Origin of the sequence: Kitasatospora sp. SolWspMP-SS2h, from assembly GCF_003259315.1 — a bacterium.
GTDB lineage: Bacteria > Actinomycetota > Actinomycetes > Streptomycetales > Streptomycetaceae > Kitasatospora > Kitasatospora fiedleri.
This window is the reverse complement of record NZ_QLLT01000016.1, coordinates 90,639-106,287: the sequence shown is the minus strand read 5'-3', so window position 1 is coordinate 106,287 and position 15,649 is coordinate 90,639. Positions and strand designations below refer to the sequence as shown.

The 15,649-nt window shown below is 73.6% G+C and carries 17 protein-coding genes, 1 tRNA gene and 1 pseudogene; 10 read left to right on the top strand and 9 right to left on the bottom strand.

Going from position 1 to position 15,649, the window contains the following annotated elements:
• Positions 1-438: pseudogene (locus K353_RS20885) on the top strand (RNA helicase); the annotation flags it as partial.
• 131 nt (positions 439-569) lie between these two features.
• Complete coding sequence (locus tag K353_RS20880; protein ID WP_111555080.1) at positions 570-1,427, top strand: TIGR02452 family protein; 858 nt, start codon at positions 570-572, stop codon at positions 1,425-1,427.
• Positions 1,428-1,546: 119 nt separating this feature from the next.
• On the opposite strand, the gene K353_RS20875 is transcribed toward K353_RS20880, so the two are convergent.
• From K353_RS20875 to K353_RS20865, 3 genes are all read right to left on the bottom strand, one after another.
• The gene (locus tag K353_RS20875; RefSeq protein ID WP_111555079.1) at positions 1,547-1,846 is read right to left on the bottom strand and encodes a hypothetical protein; all 300 of its coding nucleotides are present in this window, start codon (positions 1,844-1,846) and stop codon (positions 1,547-1,549) included.
• A 229-nt stretch (positions 1,847-2,075) separates the two neighbouring features.
• Positions 2,076-2,774, bottom strand: coding sequence for a tyrosine-protein phosphatase (locus K353_RS20870; protein WP_111555078.1), 699 nt, complete (start codon positions 2,772-2,774; stop codon positions 2,076-2,078).
• Positions 2,775-2,953: 179 nt separating this feature from the next.
• Positions 2,954-3,730 (bottom strand): SDR family oxidoreductase, encoded by a 777-nt coding sequence (locus K353_RS20865; protein ID WP_111555154.1) that lies wholly within the window; start codon positions 3,728-3,730, stop codon positions 2,954-2,956.
• Between the two features lie 151 nt (positions 3,731-3,881).
• Between K353_RS20865 and K353_RS20860 the strand changes: the two genes are divergently transcribed.
• The 3 genes from K353_RS20860 (at position 3,882) to K353_RS20850 (ending at position 5,581) form a co-directional block, all read left to right on the top strand.
• The gene (locus K353_RS20860) at positions 3,882-4,496 is read left to right on the top strand and encodes a transglutaminase family protein (RefSeq protein ID WP_111555077.1); all 615 of its coding nucleotides are present in this window, start codon (positions 3,882-3,884) and stop codon (positions 4,494-4,496) included.
• Between the two features lie 243 nt (positions 4,497-4,739).
• A complete protein-coding gene (locus K353_RS20855; RefSeq protein ID WP_111555076.1) occupies positions 4,740-5,465 on the top strand; it encodes a DNA polymerase beta superfamily protein in 726 nt (241 codons plus the stop codon).
• 43 nt (positions 5,466-5,508) lie between these two features.
• Positions 5,509-5,581: transfer RNA gene (locus K353_RS20850), tRNA-Lys, on the top strand.
• A 366-nt stretch (positions 5,582-5,947) separates the two neighbouring features.
• Here the strand turns inward: K353_RS20850 and K353_RS20845 are convergent.
• The gene (locus K353_RS20845; RefSeq protein ID WP_111555075.1) at positions 5,948-6,238 is read right to left on the bottom strand and encodes a hypothetical protein; all 291 of its coding nucleotides are present in this window, start codon (positions 6,236-6,238) and stop codon (positions 5,948-5,950) included.
• Positions 6,239-6,415: 177 nt separating this feature from the next.
• On the opposite strand from K353_RS20845, the gene K353_RS20840 reads away from it, so the two are divergent.
• Positions 6,416-7,645 carry a hypothetical protein gene (locus K353_RS20840; RefSeq protein ID WP_111555074.1) on the top strand — a complete coding sequence of 410 codons (1,230 nt, stop codon included), beginning with the start codon at positions 6,416-6,418 and terminating at the stop codon, positions 7,643-7,645.
• Positions 7,646-7,946: 301 nt separating this feature from the next.
• Here K353_RS20840 and K353_RS20835 read toward each other — a convergent pair whose 3' ends face one another.
• Together K353_RS20835 and K353_RS20830 are read right to left on the bottom strand one after the other, a co-directional pair.
• Entirely contained in the window at positions 7,947-8,540 is a 594-nt protein-coding gene (locus K353_RS20835) for an HD family hydrolase (RefSeq protein WP_111555073.1), read from the bottom strand.
• 20 nt (positions 8,541-8,560) lie between these two features.
• The gene (locus K353_RS20830; protein ID WP_199528184.1) at positions 8,561-8,998 is read right to left on the bottom strand and encodes a hypothetical protein; all 438 of its coding nucleotides are present in this window, start codon (positions 8,996-8,998) and stop codon (positions 8,561-8,563) included.
• Between the two features lie 33 nt (positions 8,999-9,031).
• On the opposite strand from K353_RS20830, the gene K353_RS20825 reads away from it, so the two are divergent.
• The 3 genes from K353_RS20825 (at position 9,032) to K353_RS35850 (ending at position 10,948) form a co-directional block, all read left to right on the top strand.
• Positions 9,032-9,337: a hypothetical protein gene (locus K353_RS20825; RefSeq protein ID WP_146616527.1), complete on the top strand. Its 306-nt coding sequence runs from the start codon at positions 9,032-9,034 to the stop codon at positions 9,335-9,337.
• Between the two features lie 140 nt (positions 9,338-9,477).
• Positions 9,478-9,897 carry a cupin domain-containing protein gene (locus K353_RS20820; RefSeq protein WP_111555071.1) on the top strand — a complete coding sequence of 140 codons (420 nt, stop codon included), beginning with the start codon at positions 9,478-9,480 and terminating at the stop codon, positions 9,895-9,897.
• A gap of 247 nt (positions 9,898-10,144) precedes the next feature.
• Positions 10,145-10,948 (top strand): response regulator transcription factor, encoded by an 804-nt coding sequence (locus K353_RS35850; RefSeq protein ID WP_111555070.1) that lies wholly within the window; start codon positions 10,145-10,147, stop codon positions 10,946-10,948.
• A 201-nt stretch (positions 10,949-11,149) separates the two neighbouring features.
• On the opposite strand, the gene K353_RS20810 is transcribed toward K353_RS35850, so the two are convergent.
• The 3 genes from K353_RS20810 to K353_RS20800 form a co-directional block, all read right to left on the bottom strand.
• Positions 11,150-12,433: an MFS transporter gene (locus tag K353_RS20810; RefSeq protein ID WP_111555069.1), complete on the bottom strand. Its 1,284-nt coding sequence runs from the start codon at positions 12,431-12,433 to the stop codon at positions 11,150-11,152.
• A gap of 88 nt (positions 12,434-12,521) precedes the next feature.
• Positions 12,522-12,941, bottom strand: a complete 420-nt coding sequence (locus K353_RS20805) for a cupin domain-containing protein (RefSeq protein WP_111555068.1) — start codon at positions 12,939-12,941, stop codon at positions 12,522-12,524.
• 72 nt (positions 12,942-13,013) lie between these two features.
• A complete protein-coding gene (locus tag K353_RS20800) occupies positions 13,014-14,027 on the bottom strand; it encodes a TauD/TfdA family dioxygenase (protein WP_111555067.1) in 1,014 nt (337 codons plus the stop codon).
• A 483-nt stretch (positions 14,028-14,510) separates the two neighbouring features.
• On the opposite strand from K353_RS20800, the gene pdhA reads away from it, so the two are divergent.
• Positions 14,511-15,644 (top strand): pyruvate dehydrogenase (acetyl-transferring) E1 component subunit alpha, encoded by a 1,134-nt coding sequence (gene pdhA, locus K353_RS20795; RefSeq protein WP_233533714.1) that lies wholly within the window; start codon positions 14,511-14,513, stop codon positions 15,642-15,644.
• Positions 15,645-15,649: the final 5 nt, after the last annotated feature.

Genomic DNA, 15,649 nt, shown 5'->3' with positions numbered 1-15,649 from the left:
GGCCGTTCGTTCGGTGACCGTGAGCGTGGCGGGTTCAACCGCGACGACCGCGGTGACCGTGGCGGCCGTTCGTTCGGAGACCGTGAGCGCGGTGGCTTCAACCGTGACGACCGCGGTGACCGTGGCGGCCGTTCGTTCGGTGACCGCGAGCGCGGTGGCTTCAACCGCGACGACCGCGGCGGCCGTTCGTTCGGCGACCGTCCGGCGCGTCCGTTCGGCGACCGGGACCGCGGCCAGGCCGGTGGCGGCAGCCGTCCGTTCGTGCGGCGTGACGACCACCGCACCGGTGGGCGCCCGCAGGGTGGCGGCTTCAACCGCGACGACCGCGGTGGCCGTTCGTTCGGCGACCGGGACCGTGGCGAGCGCGGCGGCTTCAACCGTGACGACCGCGGCGGCTTCAACGGTGGCGGCGACCGCAAGCCGCGCTGGAAGAACTGACGCGCCGCAGGCCGGCTGATCCGGGCCCGTTCCACTTCGGTGGGGCGGGCCCGTCCGCGTTCCCGGGGGCGTGGCCGGGCAGGGGCGAAAATCGCTGGTGGGGAAGGGAGTTGGGGATTAGCGTGCCCGGTGTGAGCAGCAGGCAGCGGGCGATGGCCACGCAGAACGAGGAGATCGCGGACCGGGGCGAGTACCGGAGCCCGGCCGGCGCGGTGGTGCGGATCGCCGAGGAGCTGGCCGAGGCCCGGGCCGGGACGGTGTCGTACCCGGCGGACGCGGAGTTCGGGGCCGGCCCGGGGCCCGTCCGCGTTCCCGGCGCGGTGGCCGGGGCGGGGGTCGGAGCGGTGGCCGACGCGGAGGTCGAGGTGACCGGCGAGGGCAGCATGCAGGCGGCCCGGCGGCTGGTCGCGGACGGCGGGCGGAGCGTCGCGGTGCTGAACTTCGCGTCCGCGCGCAACCCCGGCGGCGGCTACCTGCGCGGGGCGAAGGCCCAGGAGGAGGACGTCTGCCGCTCCTCGCTCCTGTACCGCTGCCTGCTGGAGGCCCCCGACTACTACGAGGCGCACCGGGCCTCCACCGACCTGCGCTACAGCCACCGGGTGATCTGGTCGCCGGGCGTGCCGGTGATCCGGGACGACCGGGGCGAACTGCTGGAGCGCACCCACCGGGTCGGCTTCCTCACCTCGCCCGCGCCCAACGCGGGCCAGCTGGCGCTGCGTTCGCCCGGCCGTCCGCTCGGCCTCGGCCCGCTGCTGGCCGAACGGGCCGGACGGGTGCTGGCCGCCGCCGCCCGGCACGGCGCCCGCGAACTGGTGCTGGGCGCCTGGGGCTGCGGGGTGTTCCGCAACGACCCGGCGGAGGTGGCGGACGCCTTCGGGCGGGCCCTGGACGAGTGGGGCGCGGCCTTCGACCGGGTGGTGTTCGCGGTCTGGGACCGCAGCGTCCCCTCCGCGAACCGGACGGCGTTCGAGGAACGCTTCGGCCGCTGAGGGCCGTCACTGGGGGATGCCGCTGGGGGCCGCCGCTGGGGGAGGCCGCTGGTGGGTGGTGCTGTCGTCGGGCGGTGCTGTCGTTGCGTGGTGCCGCCGCTGCGTGGTGCCGCCGGACCTCAGTCGCCGGTGGCCAGCGCGGAGGCCGCGGCCACCACGCCCGTCACCGTCAGGACGGCCGGCCAGGCGCCGATCTTCTTCGCCAGCGGGTGCGAGCCGCCGAACGCGGCCAGGTACAGCGTGGTCAGCCCCGCCGCGGCCGGCACCCCCGAACGCCGCCCCCAGCGCACCGCGGCCGTCGCCCCGGCCGCCGCCAGCACGGCACCGCCCCACTCCCGGCGCCCACTGAACCGGGCGGTCGCGTAGCCGCCGACCAGCCCGGTGGCGGCGACGGCGGCGGTGGCGGGGAAACGTGCCATGGGACGGGCTCCTTCACGACTTCGGGACTTCACGACTTCACGACTTCGGGCCCGGGCCCGGGCCCGGGCCCGTCCGACGACGGACCGGACGTACCGGTGGACGCGCCGGTGGACGTACGGGTGGGCGCACCGTCCACGGTAACGCTCCTAACGAGCCGCCCCCCGCCCGGGGAACGGCGGCCGGAGCAGCCGGGTGGCGGCGCGTGGTGTGCGGGCGGGCGGTGGGCCGTCAGGACGGTCCCAGGGAGCGGAGGGTGGCGAGGTCGGCGTCGGTGGCGCCGTGGTCGCGGAGGTAGGCGGCGAGGGAGCCGTGCCGGGTGGTGGCGTGGGTGAGGGCGGCGTGCAGGTGGGCGGCTTCGACGGGGCGGGAGAGTCGTTCGACCCCGGCGGCGTCGAGGTAGGGGACGGGCCCGAGGTCGAGGCCGAGGCCGGCGTTGGAGCGGAGGAAGTCGGTGGTGACGGCGTCGAGCGGGAGGCCGGCCAGGGTCTGCAGGGCGGCGACGGTCAGGCCGGTGCGGTCCTTGCCGACGGCGCAGTGGACCAGCAGCGGGGCGCCGGTGGCCAGGGCGCGGACGGCGGCGGCGATGGCGATGCCGCCGGTCTCGGCCATGAACGGGTAGAGCGCGGACTGGTCCTCGGGCCACGCCCGGTCGGTGGTCGCCGGGTCGGGCAGCATCGGCAGGTGGAGGTAGGTGGCGCCGTCGGGCAGCCGGTCCGGGTACAGGGCGACCTCGCCGGCGCTGCGCAGGTCCAGGACGGTGCGGATGCCGAGTTCGGTGAGGCGCCGCAGGCCCTCGTCGGTGAGGTGGTGGAGGGTGGCCGAGCGGTAGAGCAGCCCGGGGCGGTAGACGCCGGACCCGGCGTCGCGGAGGTTGGGGACGTCGGGGATGTCGAGGAAGGGCGCGGCGGCGATCTCGGTCTCGGTCATGCGTTCCACCGTAGGGGCAGGGGCGGACGCCGGGCCGGGGCGTTCACCGAACCGGTACCGGGAGCCGCGAAGCCGTGGAGCCGGAACCGCGCTTCCGGTGGCGGGAGTTGGGGGAGTTGCAGGAGTCGTGGGGGCCAGGCGACCGGCGGTGGGCGGTCGCGGTCGCGGTGGCGGGGTGGTCAGCGGCCGCCGGCGGCGTCCAGGAAGGCGCCGGTGATGTACGAGGCGGCGGGGGAGAGCAGGTACAGGATCGCCTCGGCGATCTCCTCGGGCTGCCCGCCGCGCCCCATCGGGAGGTTCGGGCCGACCCGGTCGACCCGGCCGGGTTCGCCGCCGAGGGCGTGGATGCCGGTGTGGATCAGGCCGGGGCGGACGGCGTTGACCCGGATGCCCTCGGCCGCGACCTCCAGCGCCAGGCCGGTGGTCATCGAGTCCAGCGCGCCCTTGGACGCCGCGTAGTCGACGTACTCGTTCGGCGAGCCGAGCCGGGACGCCGCCGAGCCGACGTTGACGATCGCCCCGCCCCGGCCGCCGTACCGGGTGGACATCCGGCGCACCGCGGCCGCCGCGCACAGGAACGGGCCGGTGATGTTGGCCGCCCAGATCCGGTTCAGCCGGTCCTCGTCGAGCTCGTCCAGCCGGCACTGCCGCTCCAGCGTGCCCGCGTTGTTCACCAGCGCGGTGAGGGTGCCGAGTTCGCGGTCGACGGTGTCGAACAGCTCGGTCACCCCGGCGGTGTGCGAGACGTCCGCGCGGACGGCGAGCGCGGTGCCGCCCGCGGCCCGGACCCGCTCCACCACGGCCTCCGCCGAGCCCCGGTCGCTGCGGTAGTTGACGCACACCCGGTAGCCGCGCCCGGCGGCGAGCAGCGCGGTGGCCGCCCCGATGCCGCGACCGCCGCCGGTGACCACCAGCACCTCGTCCGGCACCCCGTCCAGCACCTCGTCCTGCGCCATGCCGACCACGCCTCCGCCCTTCGTCCCGCGTCCTTCGTTCCCGCGTCCCGCGTCCCGCGTCCTTCGTTCACGACAGGTGTCGCCGCCGACGCTATCCCATCGGGTGAAACCCCTTTGCGGGCCGTGCGGTCGGGCGCCGAGCATCGCTGCCATGGACCTCTCCGTCTCCCCCCACGGCCCGCTGCGGGCCGAACGGCCGGACCCGGCCGCGTACCTCGTCGCCGACCGGGTCGTCGACCACGACCACCCCGCGATCGTCCGGCTCGCCGCCGAACTGCGGCGGGCGGACCCGGTGCGGACGGCCGAGGCGGCCTTCGGGTACGTCCGCGACCGGATCGACCACTCGGCGGACGTCGGCCACTGGTCGGCCGCCTACCGGGCCTCCGACGTGCTCACCGCGGGCAACGCGATCTGCCACGGCAAGTCGCACCTGCTGGCCGCGCTGCTGCGCGCCAACGGCATCCCGGCCGGGCTGTGCTACCAGAAGCTGGAGGTGCTGCACGGGCTCAACGGCGTCCTGCTGCCCGGCAGTCCGTGGTGGGTCCGACTGGACGGCCGGGGCAACCGGAACGGCGCGGACGGGCACTTCGCCACCACCCCCGCCGAGGAGCGCCTCGCCTGGCCCAGCGACCCGGCGCTCGGCGAGCACCACTACACCACCGTCCACGCGACCCCGCCGCCCGCCCTGCTGGCGGGCCTGCGCCGGGGCGTGCCGGGGTCGGTCGGCTACGGTCACCTGCCGCTCGAACTGCCGGACGGGGGCTGAGGGTTCGGTCCGGACCCTCCCTCCCGCCCCCCTCCCTCCCCGCCGGGCCGAGCGGCGAGTCGGCCGGTCGGCCTGTACGCCGGGTTCTGTCTCCCCCGCGCTCCCCCGCGACCGCCCCGGCGGAAATCGCTGGTCGGGGCGGGGCGGCGCGGGCGAGACTGGGGCCGGGCCGGGCCGCACCCGTCCGTACCCGCTTCCGCCCGTACCCACTTCCGTCCGCGACCGCCGGGGAGGCGTCCGCCCGTGAACGTCCTGCTCTCCGGCATCGTCGGCTCCACCGCGTACGGCCTGGCGCACGCCGGGTCCGACCTCGACCGGCTCGGCCTGTTCGCCGCGCCCACCACCGCCTTCCACGGCCTGCACCGGCCCGCCGAGTCGCACGTCACCACCCGGCCCGACCGCACCCTGCACGAGGCCGCCAAGTGGTGCCGCCTGGCCCTCAACGGCAACCCGACGGCCACCGAACTCGTCTGGCTGCCGGAGGAGTTGTACGAGGTGCGGACGCCGCTCGGCGAGGAGCTGATCGGCCTGCGGGCGTCCTTCCTCTCCGGCCCGGCGGTCCGCGGCGCCTACCTGGGCTACGCCGACCAGCAGTTCCGCAAGCTCACCGCCCGCGACCGCACCGACCCGGCCGGCCGGGCCCGGGCCGCCAAGCACGCCCGGCACCTGGTCCGGCTGGTCCGCCAGGGCGTCGCCCTGCACGAGACCGGCCACCTGGAGATCCGGCTCCCCGACCCCGAACGGGTCCGCGCCCTCGGCGAGCGCTACGCCGACCGCCCCGAGGAGGCCACCGCCCTCCTCGCCGACGCCGCCGCCCGCTTCGACCGCCCCGGCGTGCTCCCCGCCGTCGCCGACGAACGCCCCGCCGAAGCCTGGCTCCACCGCGTCCGCGCCGCCCACCTCCCCCCACTCCCACCCGCACGACCCGCCCGGCAATCCGCTGGCCCTCCCCCACCGGGCACCAGGTAGGATCACCCCGGCAGGCGCTGTCCCCCGGGTCCACGCCTGCCGCGGGCCGCTAGCTCAATTGGCAGAGCTGCGGACTTTTAATCCGTAGGTTCAGGGTTCGAACCCCTGGCGGCCCACCCGAGTCGAGGCCAGGTCAGACACCGTCTGACCTGGCCTTACTCGCATCCGGAGCGGTTCGGGGACTGCTTGCGCCGCTCGGGATAGTGCCCGGAATGCCCGAATTGCGGATCGGTGCGGGGGCGGTGCGGGGACGACGCCCCCGAACCGCCCCCTCGGACCCCCTTTCCACCCACGTCCACCGCCCTCCAGCCGGCCCCGGACCCGTCGCGCTACGTCACGATCCGTGGATCAGCGACCCGGCTCTCGAAGCTCGACGAGGCGGTTCGCGTCTCTGGCAGGGGTCGGCCGAAGGCCGGCTCTTGGCGTTGTTGCAAGGCGGAGAGCGTGGGTGCGTCGGCCTGCGCCGTCGCATGTGTGGCGAGTCAGAGGGTGTCGAGCACGTCCAGGGCCAGGGTCAAGGCGGTGCGGATTTTGGACTCGGGGAAGTGGCGGATGCTGTGGGGGTGGGCGCAGTGGTTGCGGGCGATCCGGATGGTGGTGATGTCCTGCGGGGCGTGGCGGGTGCGTCGAGCGAGTTCGTCGTCGGTGGCACCCCGCCGGCAGGTGCGCTGGATCAGGTCCCAGGCGCACAGGAGCTCGGTGACGAGTTCGGGGTGGACGTGGTGGATCCAGCAGGGCTCGGAGGGTCCGTGGCGGCGGGACGGTGCGGTCATCGTGGCCTCCTGGGCGCAGCACGGCCAGCCCCTGGGTGAGAGGGGTTGGGGGAGTGGGATGCGTCCAGCTCAGCGGGTGGGTTGTGGGGCGGTCACGTGTGGCGGACAATCTCGGCGGTGCTCGGACGTGCGGCGTCAACCGCCGGACAATGTCGGACAGTTGATGGAGGAGGAGCGGTGGGCGAGGGGGAGCGGCGGGCTGCGGTGGAAGGGTTTGCCGCGTATCTGACGGGGTTGCACATCCGTGATGGCAAGCGGTCTCTGCGGGTGCTGGAGGCGGAGACGGAGCGGTTGGGGACGCGGGTGGGCCGCAGCACTCTGGGTGAGATGCTGCGGGGGGACCGGTTCCCGACGAAGGACCAGGCGATGGCGTTCGCCCGGGCGGTCAGCCGCGGGCACCCCGAGGTGATGGCCGAGGCCCGTAAGAAGTGGGAGGCGGCGGCCCTGGCTGTAGTCGCTCGGGCAACTTCGCAGGAGATCCGGGAAGAGACCCGACCGCTCGCCGTCGACGGAGCGTCGGAGCCGACCGCAACCGTCGACGCAGCATCGCGGGAGGCGTCCGGCAGCCGCCGCGGTGCGGGGGGCGGCATCCGTGTGCCTGGTCGCCGCGGCGTGGTCGTCATCTCGGTTGCCGCAGCCGTCGTCCTTGCCGTCGTGCTCGTCGCCGTCGACCCGTTCGGAGTCAAGAGAGACGACCGTGGCCCAGCCGCCCACCAGTCGTCGGCCTCGGGGGCAGCAACTGGCAGCGTCCCGGGACAGGAGGCAGCCGGGGATCGGTGGAGCGGTGAGGCACCTATCGCGGCCCAGGCGTCACCAGCGCCACAACTGTGCCCGACGGTGTGGTTCGACGGGACGCCGGAGCAGTTCATGAGCCGCCTGCAGCCGGGCGGGGCTCCCCCGCAGGAAGCGGTAGTCCTGGACCGCTCGTTCGAGGTCACCATCCAGGGCCGCACTCAGCAGAGCGTCATCCTCAAGGACATGCGCATCGACGTCACCCCACGTCCTGCGCTGACCGGTGGCATCGTCGTCTCGATGGCTGGCGGCGGGTGCGGAGGGGAAGTGACGCCCCGCCACTTCGACGTCGACCTCGCCGCCAAACCGCCCAAGCTGACTCCCAAGCCCGGCGAAAACTACGGCACCATCACGCCCGCCGTCTCCTTCCCCTACACGATCTCCCTCACCGACCCCGAGGTCTTCGACCTCGACCCCGTCATGCCCTGCCCGACCGACTGCACCTTCACCCTCACCCTCGACTGGGTCGCCGACGGCAAGAGCGGCACCACCGTTCTGGACAACCACGGCCAGGGCTACCGCAGCACCAGCACCCGCGCCCTCCCCCACTACCAGGTCACCCTCGCCGGAGGCGACCAGAGCGGCTTCCAGATCACCCGAGCCGCCAACACCTGACCACCCCGCGTAACCCGACCGCTCCTGGCTCTCACCAAGTCAGTTCCAGGCTGGCGACACTCGGCTGCGGCCATCTCGCGGAAGCGATCTTCGAGCGCGGCCGGTGCGGGAGGCCTGCGGTGGGCCGTCAGGTCGGCTTGGGGGCTGCAGGTGCACAGCCGACAGCGGTGGCTGCCCCGCAGGTTCCCCCGGGGGTAGCCACCGCTGGCCGATGCCCCGGACATCTCCAGTCGGCCCTGGCCGGTGTTCCGCGACGAGCACCTGATCTGGTGCTGACCGTTCGGGGCGGTTCCGGCTGGAGCTACCTGGGGGCCGGTGCGGACTGCCAGTCGGTGGGGTCGAGCGCGAGTGCGGCGTCGGCGATCCGCTGGGCGGAGGTGGTGGTGAGGGCCGCGCGGCAGCGGTCGATCTTGCCCTGGACGGCCGGGATGCCCGCGGCCCGGTACTCGGTGGCGCGCAGCAGGCAGTCGAGCTTGTCGGCGTCCTTGGCGCAGCGGGCCTCGGGGGTGGTGCCTTCCTCGAACTCCGCGATCGCGTCGGCGAAGAGGTCCCGGACGGCGGGGTGGGCGGTCGCGGTCTGGTCGGCGACGACCTTGCGGGGGTCGGCGGCGGTGACGTACTTGCGGGTGAGTGGGGTGAGGTCGCCGGTGCGGGCCTCGGGGACGTCGTGGAGGGTGCCGAGCAGGGCGGTGCGGTTGGGGTCGGCGCCTTCCAGGGCGGCGAGGGTGGCGGCGATGACGGCGACGCGGTGACTGTGCTCGGTGACGGTCTCGGTGGCGGTCAGGGGGATGCCGTCCTGCCGCCAGCCGGTGCGGGGCAGGGCGCGCAGGGAGCCGGTCTCGAACAGCAGGCGGGCGATGCCGGCCGCTTCCTCGCCGTCGAGCTGGTGCGCCATGCAGTCCTCCTGAGCAGCCGTCAACTCTCGGTTCGACCGTAGCGCAGGCGGTCCAGGTCGCGGCGGGACGTCGGGGAGATCAGGGTGCCGTCGAGGAGTTGGGGCGTGAAGCTGTCGAACGCCTGGGCGGAGTCCGGTGCTGCGTGCGGCAGCCACGGGTGCAGGTGCGACAGGGTGCTGATCGAGTGGACGTAGAGGTCGACGGTGCCGGGGGCGAGGTGGAAGGAGGAGACGAGGGCGCGGTAGAGGTGGATCGGGTCCCAGCTCGCCGGGTCGGGGCGGTGCATGAAGGTGTCGTCGGTGCGGTCGGCCGGCATCGCGCCGAGCCACAGCGCCCAGTAGGCGAGGTTGGCGAGTTCGCCGTGCTCGTCGTCCAGCAGGGCGGTGGAGATGAAGTGCCGCAGTTGGTCGGGGTCGCCCTGGCGGGCGGCGCCCCCGGCGACTCCTGGGCCTCGCACTACAGCATCGGCCGCTGGACCCACGAAGCCGGCATGGTCCTCGCCCAGCTCGGTGACTGCACCAGCGCGCAGGACCACCTCCACCACGTCCTGGAGATCCACGGCCTCGACCGTCGCCGCACCCGCGCCATCGTCCTCGCCGACCTCGGCACCGTCCGACTCCGCCAGGACGACGTCGACGGCGCCCTCACCGCCTGGAACGACTTCCTCGACTGCGCGGACGGTATCCGCTCGATCAAGGTCCAGGACGCCGTCCACGACATGCGTGCCCGCCTCTACCGGCTCCGGGACGTACCCGGCGTCGAGGAACTGGACGAGCGGGCCTCGGTGCTGGAGTAGAGGGTTCGAAGGCGATCGCCTGCCACCCGGACCCGGCGAGGGCAGGCGCCGGGGAAGTCGGCGGGGGCGTGCCGTGCTCGGACGTTCGGCCGCCCGTATGCTCCGATCCGCCCCGTCCGGACGAGAGGAAGGATCACCCCGTGGAGTTCGTCAGCCCCGGGCCCACGAGCAAGGGTCCCCGGGAGCGTTTCAACGGTGATGTCTGGTTCGACGCCATCCGGGTCGGGCAGGAGCCGTCCCGGCTGTGCGCCAGCATGGTCCGTTTCGCTCCCGGTGCTCGTACCGCCTGGCACCATCACGCCGTCGGGCAGACCCTCCACGTCGTCGCCGGCGTGGCTCTGGTCGGCACGCGTGACGGCACCGTCTTCGAAGCCCACCCCGGGGAGACCGTCGTCTGCCCGCCCGGGGAGGAGCACTGGCACGGTGCCGTTCCCGACCGTTTCATGCAGCACCTCGCCCTGTGGGACGCCACCGCCCCCGGCGACGACCGTCCCGAGATCACCTGGCTCGAACACGTCACTGACGAGCAGTACGGCGCCGGACGCACCCGCAGCTGCTGACCGCGAGGGGCACGGCGCCGGTCCGGCCGTCACCGCGCCGCGCGGGAAGCGGGTTGACGGGGCATCAGCTCGGGGCGTCAGCCCTGGGCGGTGCCGGGGGCGGATCGGCCGGACACAACTTTTTCACGACGGCTTCGTGTGCGGGCGCTAGGCTGGCGGGTCGAAACGTTATCTCAGTGCGATGCGATCCGGGGGGCGCTGAACCGTGATCAAGAACGACTCAGCTCTACGGCAGGTGGCACGCGTCATGACGACGGTGGCCGAGCCGCCGGTGGCGGCCCCGCGGGCCGATGACGACTGGGTGGTCGACGTCGAGCAGTTCGAGCCGAGAACGAGCGTACTGCTGGCGGATCACGACCCGATCTCGCGCCGGGTGCTCGGGACGGTGTTGCGGGACGCCGCGCACCTGGACTACCTGCGGTGCGTGGACAGCCACCGGCCGATCCACGAGTGGTCCCGGCTGGCGCTGGCCGACGTGGTGGTGCTGGTGGTCGGCCCGCAGGACGAACCCTGGTCGGTAGTGCGGCAGTTGGTGGGGTGCCAGGTCAAGGTGCTGCTGATCGGCACGGACTGGAGCCGGTGGCGGGTGGACGCGGCGTTCGCCGCCGGGGCCACCGGGTGCCTGGTCAAGGACACCGAGATCGCCCGGCTGGCCAGCGCGACCCGGGCGGTGGCGTCCGGGCACGTGGTGCTCTCCCCGCAGGTGCTCGCGCAGGTGCTGGAGACCCGGCGGCTGTCCTCGGTCGGTTCGCCGTCCGGCCCGGCGCCGGGGGAGCCGCGTCCGCCCGGGACGGAGAACCCGGACCGGCTGCTGCGCTGCCTCACCAAGCGCGAGCGCGAGGTGCTGGAGCTGCTGGCCGACGGCCGGTCCACGGCGGAGGCGGCCGGGGTGCTGAAGCTCTCCGCGGCCACCGTGAAGAGCCACGTCTCGCACGCGCTGGCGAAGTTGGGGGTGCGCAACCGGCTGGAGGCGGTGCTGCTGATGCAGCGCGGCCGGGCGGCCCGGCAGGCACGGTTGCAGGCCCCGCCGGACCGGGCGCAGGGTGCCTGACGGCGGTCCTGCGCACGGTCCGGACGGGGCCGCCCGGGACGAGGCCGGGGAGACTGTCCCGGGGTTTCGGGGCCGTGTCGGGCACGGCGGGTGGGGAGAGCGGGGAGGGCAGGGAAGGCAGGGCGCGTACGGCGGGCGTCCGGCCGACCGGTAGCACGCGGTCCACGCCGCGCGGTCCGTGCCGCGCCGCGCCGCTGGGCGTCAGGCCGTGGCGAGCGGGCGGCCGACCGACTTGCCGGGGGCCAGCGGGGCCGCGAGCAGCGAGGCGACCGCGACGGCGATCCAGACCACCGTCCAGGAGGACACCCCGAGCAGCAGCGGGATGAGCATCGGGGTGACGAAGGCGCCGGTGAACGCGGTGGTGTTCTCCAGGCCCAGCGCGGTGCCCGCGCGTTCGGCCCCGGCCATGGCGGCGATCTCGGTGTAGGCGACGCCGTGCCAGGCGTTGGCGACCATGCCGCCGATGGCGAGGGCGGCGGCGGTCCAGAAGGTCGGGGCGTGGGCGAGGACGGCCGCACCGGCCATCAGGACGCCCGCGATCACGCCGACCGCCCGGACGTAGCTGCGGCGGTTCTTGTTCCGGTCGGTGTAGCGGCCGCTCCAGACCCGGATGGCCGCGCCGCCGATCTGCGCGGTCAGGATGGTCGCGCTGGCGGCGAACAGGCCCGCGTGCTTGGCGTCGTGCAGGAAGACGCCCGCGAAGGAGAGCACGGCGATCTGCGGCATCGTCAGCAGCGCGCTGGCCAGGGCGAGCCGCCAGCAGTCCCAGCGGACCAGCGGCGAGCGGGTGTCCTGCGGGGCGGCGGCCCGGGCGGCGGCGCCCCCGGCGGCCGGGAGGTCCTCGGGGGAGTGCAGCCAGCGCCAGGTGGCGGCGGCGGTGACGAAGCAGAACAGCGCGAGCACGCCGTAGACCGGGCGGAAGCCGTAGGAGGAGGCGAGCCAGGGCAGCAGCGCGGCGCCGATCGCGCCGCCGGCCGGGATCGCGGTCTGCCGGATGCTCATCGCGAAGCCGCGCTCGCCGTCGCGGAACCAGATCATCACGGCGCGGCCGGAGGAGCCGTTGACGCTGCCGCCGAGCAGGCCGACCAGCAGCAGGCCGGCCGCGAGCAGCCCGATGGCCGGGACCGAGCCGCCGCCGGGCACCACGAAGACCGCCATCAGGGCCAGCACGGCACCGGTGGAGAGCAGGCCGGTCAGCAGGATCTTCCGGTCGCCGAACCGGTCGGTCAGCAGGCCCCAGAAGATCTCGGAGACCGCGACGCCGAGCAGGGTGGCGCCGAGGACGAAGCCGAGCTGGCCGGTGGTCAGGTGGTAGTCCGCCCGCATGGTGGTACCGGTGACCGGGATGCCCGCGAAGCTGGCGGAGAAGCTGGCCTGGGCGGCGACGCCGAGGCCGAGCACGGTCCAGCGGTGCTTGGGGCCGAAGCGGGACGGCGGTGCGGCGCCGGATTCCCCTCGGTCGGTAGCCGTAGGGACGACGGTCACAGGAACTCCTCGGAACTCGGATGTCGGGGGTGGCCGGCGGCCCGCCGAGGCTGTGTCGGGGGCGGGCCGCCGGCCGGTGGCGGCGCGGTCAGACCGGCTGGACGGGCTGCTCCCACACCACCAGGGCGATGCAGCCGTTGGCGCTGCGCGGGGCGTGGACGCTGTCCGGCTTCATCACCAGCAGGCTGTTCGCCGGGTAGACGCCCTCGTCGGTCTCCAGCTGGCCGCTGCAGATGTAGATCAGCTCGTAGCCCGGGTGGCGGTGCGGCTTGGCCGCGGCGCCCGGCAGGTAGCGGACGATCGCGGCGGCCGGGCCGGCGGGGCCGGTCTGCTCGGTGGTGTAGAGGCGGTGGATCTCGGCGCCCACCCGGCCGTCGGTGAGCAGCGGCTCGAACTCCAGCTCCTGGAAGTCGAACCTGCCGCCGGCCAGCTCGGTGAACAGCACCGGCAGGCACTCGGCCAGCCCGTTCTCGGTCACGGCGCTGTCGGCGAGGGCGTTGTCGGTCATCTGCGCGGTCTCCCGGTGAAGTCGTTGGCTGGGGAAGTGGTCTGACGGTCGATCAGGCGTAGCCGGGCGGGATCAGGTGCCGTCGCCGACCCGGCCGGGCACGCCGTCGATCCAGCGGTCGGCGTGCCGGTCGGAGGCGGCCTGGTCGCGGAAGGCGTAGGACTTGAGCAGCCAGCGGCGGCGGGCGGCCTCGGGGTCGTTGATCTCCATCTTGTCCCGGCTGTGCAGGCCGTCCTGGTTGGCGAAGGTGAACAGGTCGCCGGTGAGGATGCGGTGCCGGGTCTTGTCCGCGCGGACCAGCGCGTTCTTCAGGGCCAGCAGGGCGACGATGGCCTGCGGCGGGGCGTCGGGGGTGACGGTCGTGGTGGTGTCGAGGTAGCGGAAGCTGTGCTCGTTCTCCAGGACGGCGTGCACGTCCGAGACGGACAGGTCGCCGTTGTTGTCGCGGGAGAGCACGTCGTACGGGGTGACGAAGTACGGCTGCCGCAGCACGTCCTGCTGCTCCGGGGTGAGGTTCGCCAGCAGCTTCCGGCCGTCGACGAAGCCGGTGTAGATGTAGTCGCGGTCGGGGCAGCGCATGCCGAGCAGGGAGATGTAGTCGGCGCGGACCGGGTGCGCGGTGCGGTCGTTGTGGAAGACCAGCTCGCTGTCGCTGAAGCCGGTCTGCAGGCCGCTGTAGCGGTTGATGGCGATCACGTCGACGAAGAAGTCGCCGTTGAAGCGGGTGCCGTAGGAGAGCAGCGGCGTGCGGACCAGGTGGCCGAACAGCGCCAGGAACGCCTCGGAGACGAAGGTGGTCTTCTTCGCGTGCTTGTCCGCGATCGGGTCGTCCAGGTCGAGCTCGGGTATCTCCCGGTCGAGCGGGCAGTTGCGCAGGACGTGGGCGACCGCGGTGCCGGATTCCCGGTCGAGCCGGATGCGCTCGCAGACCTCGGTGAAGAAGGCCGGCACCTCGCCGCGGTCGATCAGGTCGTGCACGGCGGCGGAGAAGGCGAGATAGTCGCGGTACGGCTGCTTGTCGACGGTGGCCAGGACCTCGAACAGCTCCTCGCGTTCGGCGTCGGTCATCGTGTACAGCGGTTGCATTGCGGTCTCTCCCTCTGGACGAATCTTTTTGGGCGCGTGGGACCGTGCGCGCTGCCAGTCTCGCCCGGCCCCGCGCGCGGGGAATCGGCCGGACGGCGGAGTCCGCCGAACTCGCCTCCGCCATCGCGGTGGTCGGAACTCCACTTAAGTTGAGCCGACGCGCATTCCACCCCGAAAGGGGTGGTGCAAAGGCGCATTTCGACTCTTACCCCGGGCGATACCCGGGGGGTACGGTGACGGGTGTCCCGGGCACCCGCGGCTGGACCCAGCGCAAAACTGTGGTGCTCAAGGGGATTCGGATACTGTCGGTGCGCCGAAGGGCGGGCCGAGAAACACCGGTCGCCAGGGACATCGTCACCCCTGGCCCGGTCCCGGCGCGCACATCCCGTGCGCCGCGCAGGCGCAGGGGATACCCCTCCCTGCCGGCGGCAGGGAACTCCCGACACCGGCCGATCCCGTTGTCGGACAGACGAAGGAGCACACGTGGTAGCACAGGGCAAGACGGGCAGGTCCCGGCCCGCTCGGGGGAAGGCGGCCGACAGCAGGCCCAGCGACCCCGAGATGGTTCAACTCCTCACCCCCGACGGCGAACGGGTCGAGGACCCCCGGTACTCGGTGGACCTGTCGGCGGAGGAACTGCGCGGACTGTACCGGGACATGACGATGACCCGGCGGTTCGACACCGAAGCGGTCACCTTGCAGCGCCAGGGCGAGCTGGGCCTGTGGGCCCCGATGCTCGGCCAGGAGGCCGCCCAGATCGGCTCGGGCCGGGCGACCCGGCCGGACGACTACGTCTTCCCCTGCTACCGCGAGCACGGCGTGGCCTGGACCCGCGGCGTCGACCCGCTGAACCTGCTCGGGATGTTCCGCGGCGTGAACCACGGCGGCTGGGACCCGAACGAGAACAACTTCCACCTCTACACCATCGTGATCGGCCCCCCGCTGCTGCACGCCACCGGCTACGCGATGGGCATCGCCAAGGAGGGCGCGGACGCCGCGGTGCTCTCCTACTTCGGCGACGGCGCCTCCAGCCAGGGCGACGTGGCCGAGGCCTTCACCTTCGCCTCGGTCTACAACGCCCCGATCGTGTTCTTCTGCCAGAACAACCAGTGGGCGATCTCCACCCCCACCGAGAAGCAGACCCGCACGCCGATCTACCGGCGCGCCGCGGGCTGGGACTTCGAGGGCGTCCGGGTGGACGGCAACGACGTGCTGGCCTGCCTCGCGGTCACCAGGGCCGCGCTGGAGCGGGCCCGCTCCGGCCAGGGCCCGATGCTGATCGAGGCGTTCACCTTCCGGATGGGGCCGCACGCCACCTCCGACGACCCCACCCGCTACCGGGAGAGCTCGCTGCGGCAGGAGTGGGAGGCCAAGGACCCGATCCGCCGCCTGCGCACCTACCTCACCACCAGCGGCCAGGCCGACGAGGAGTACTTCGCGCAGGTCGACCGGGAGGCCGAGGAGCTGGCCGCGCGGGTCCGCGAGGGCGTCCGCAGCATGCCCGACCCGGACACCGACGCGGTCTTCGCGCACGTCTACGCCGGACCGCACGCCCTCGTCGACGAGGAGCGGACCGAATTCGCCGCGTACCAGGCCGCGTTCGAGGAGGGGAACTGAGGTGA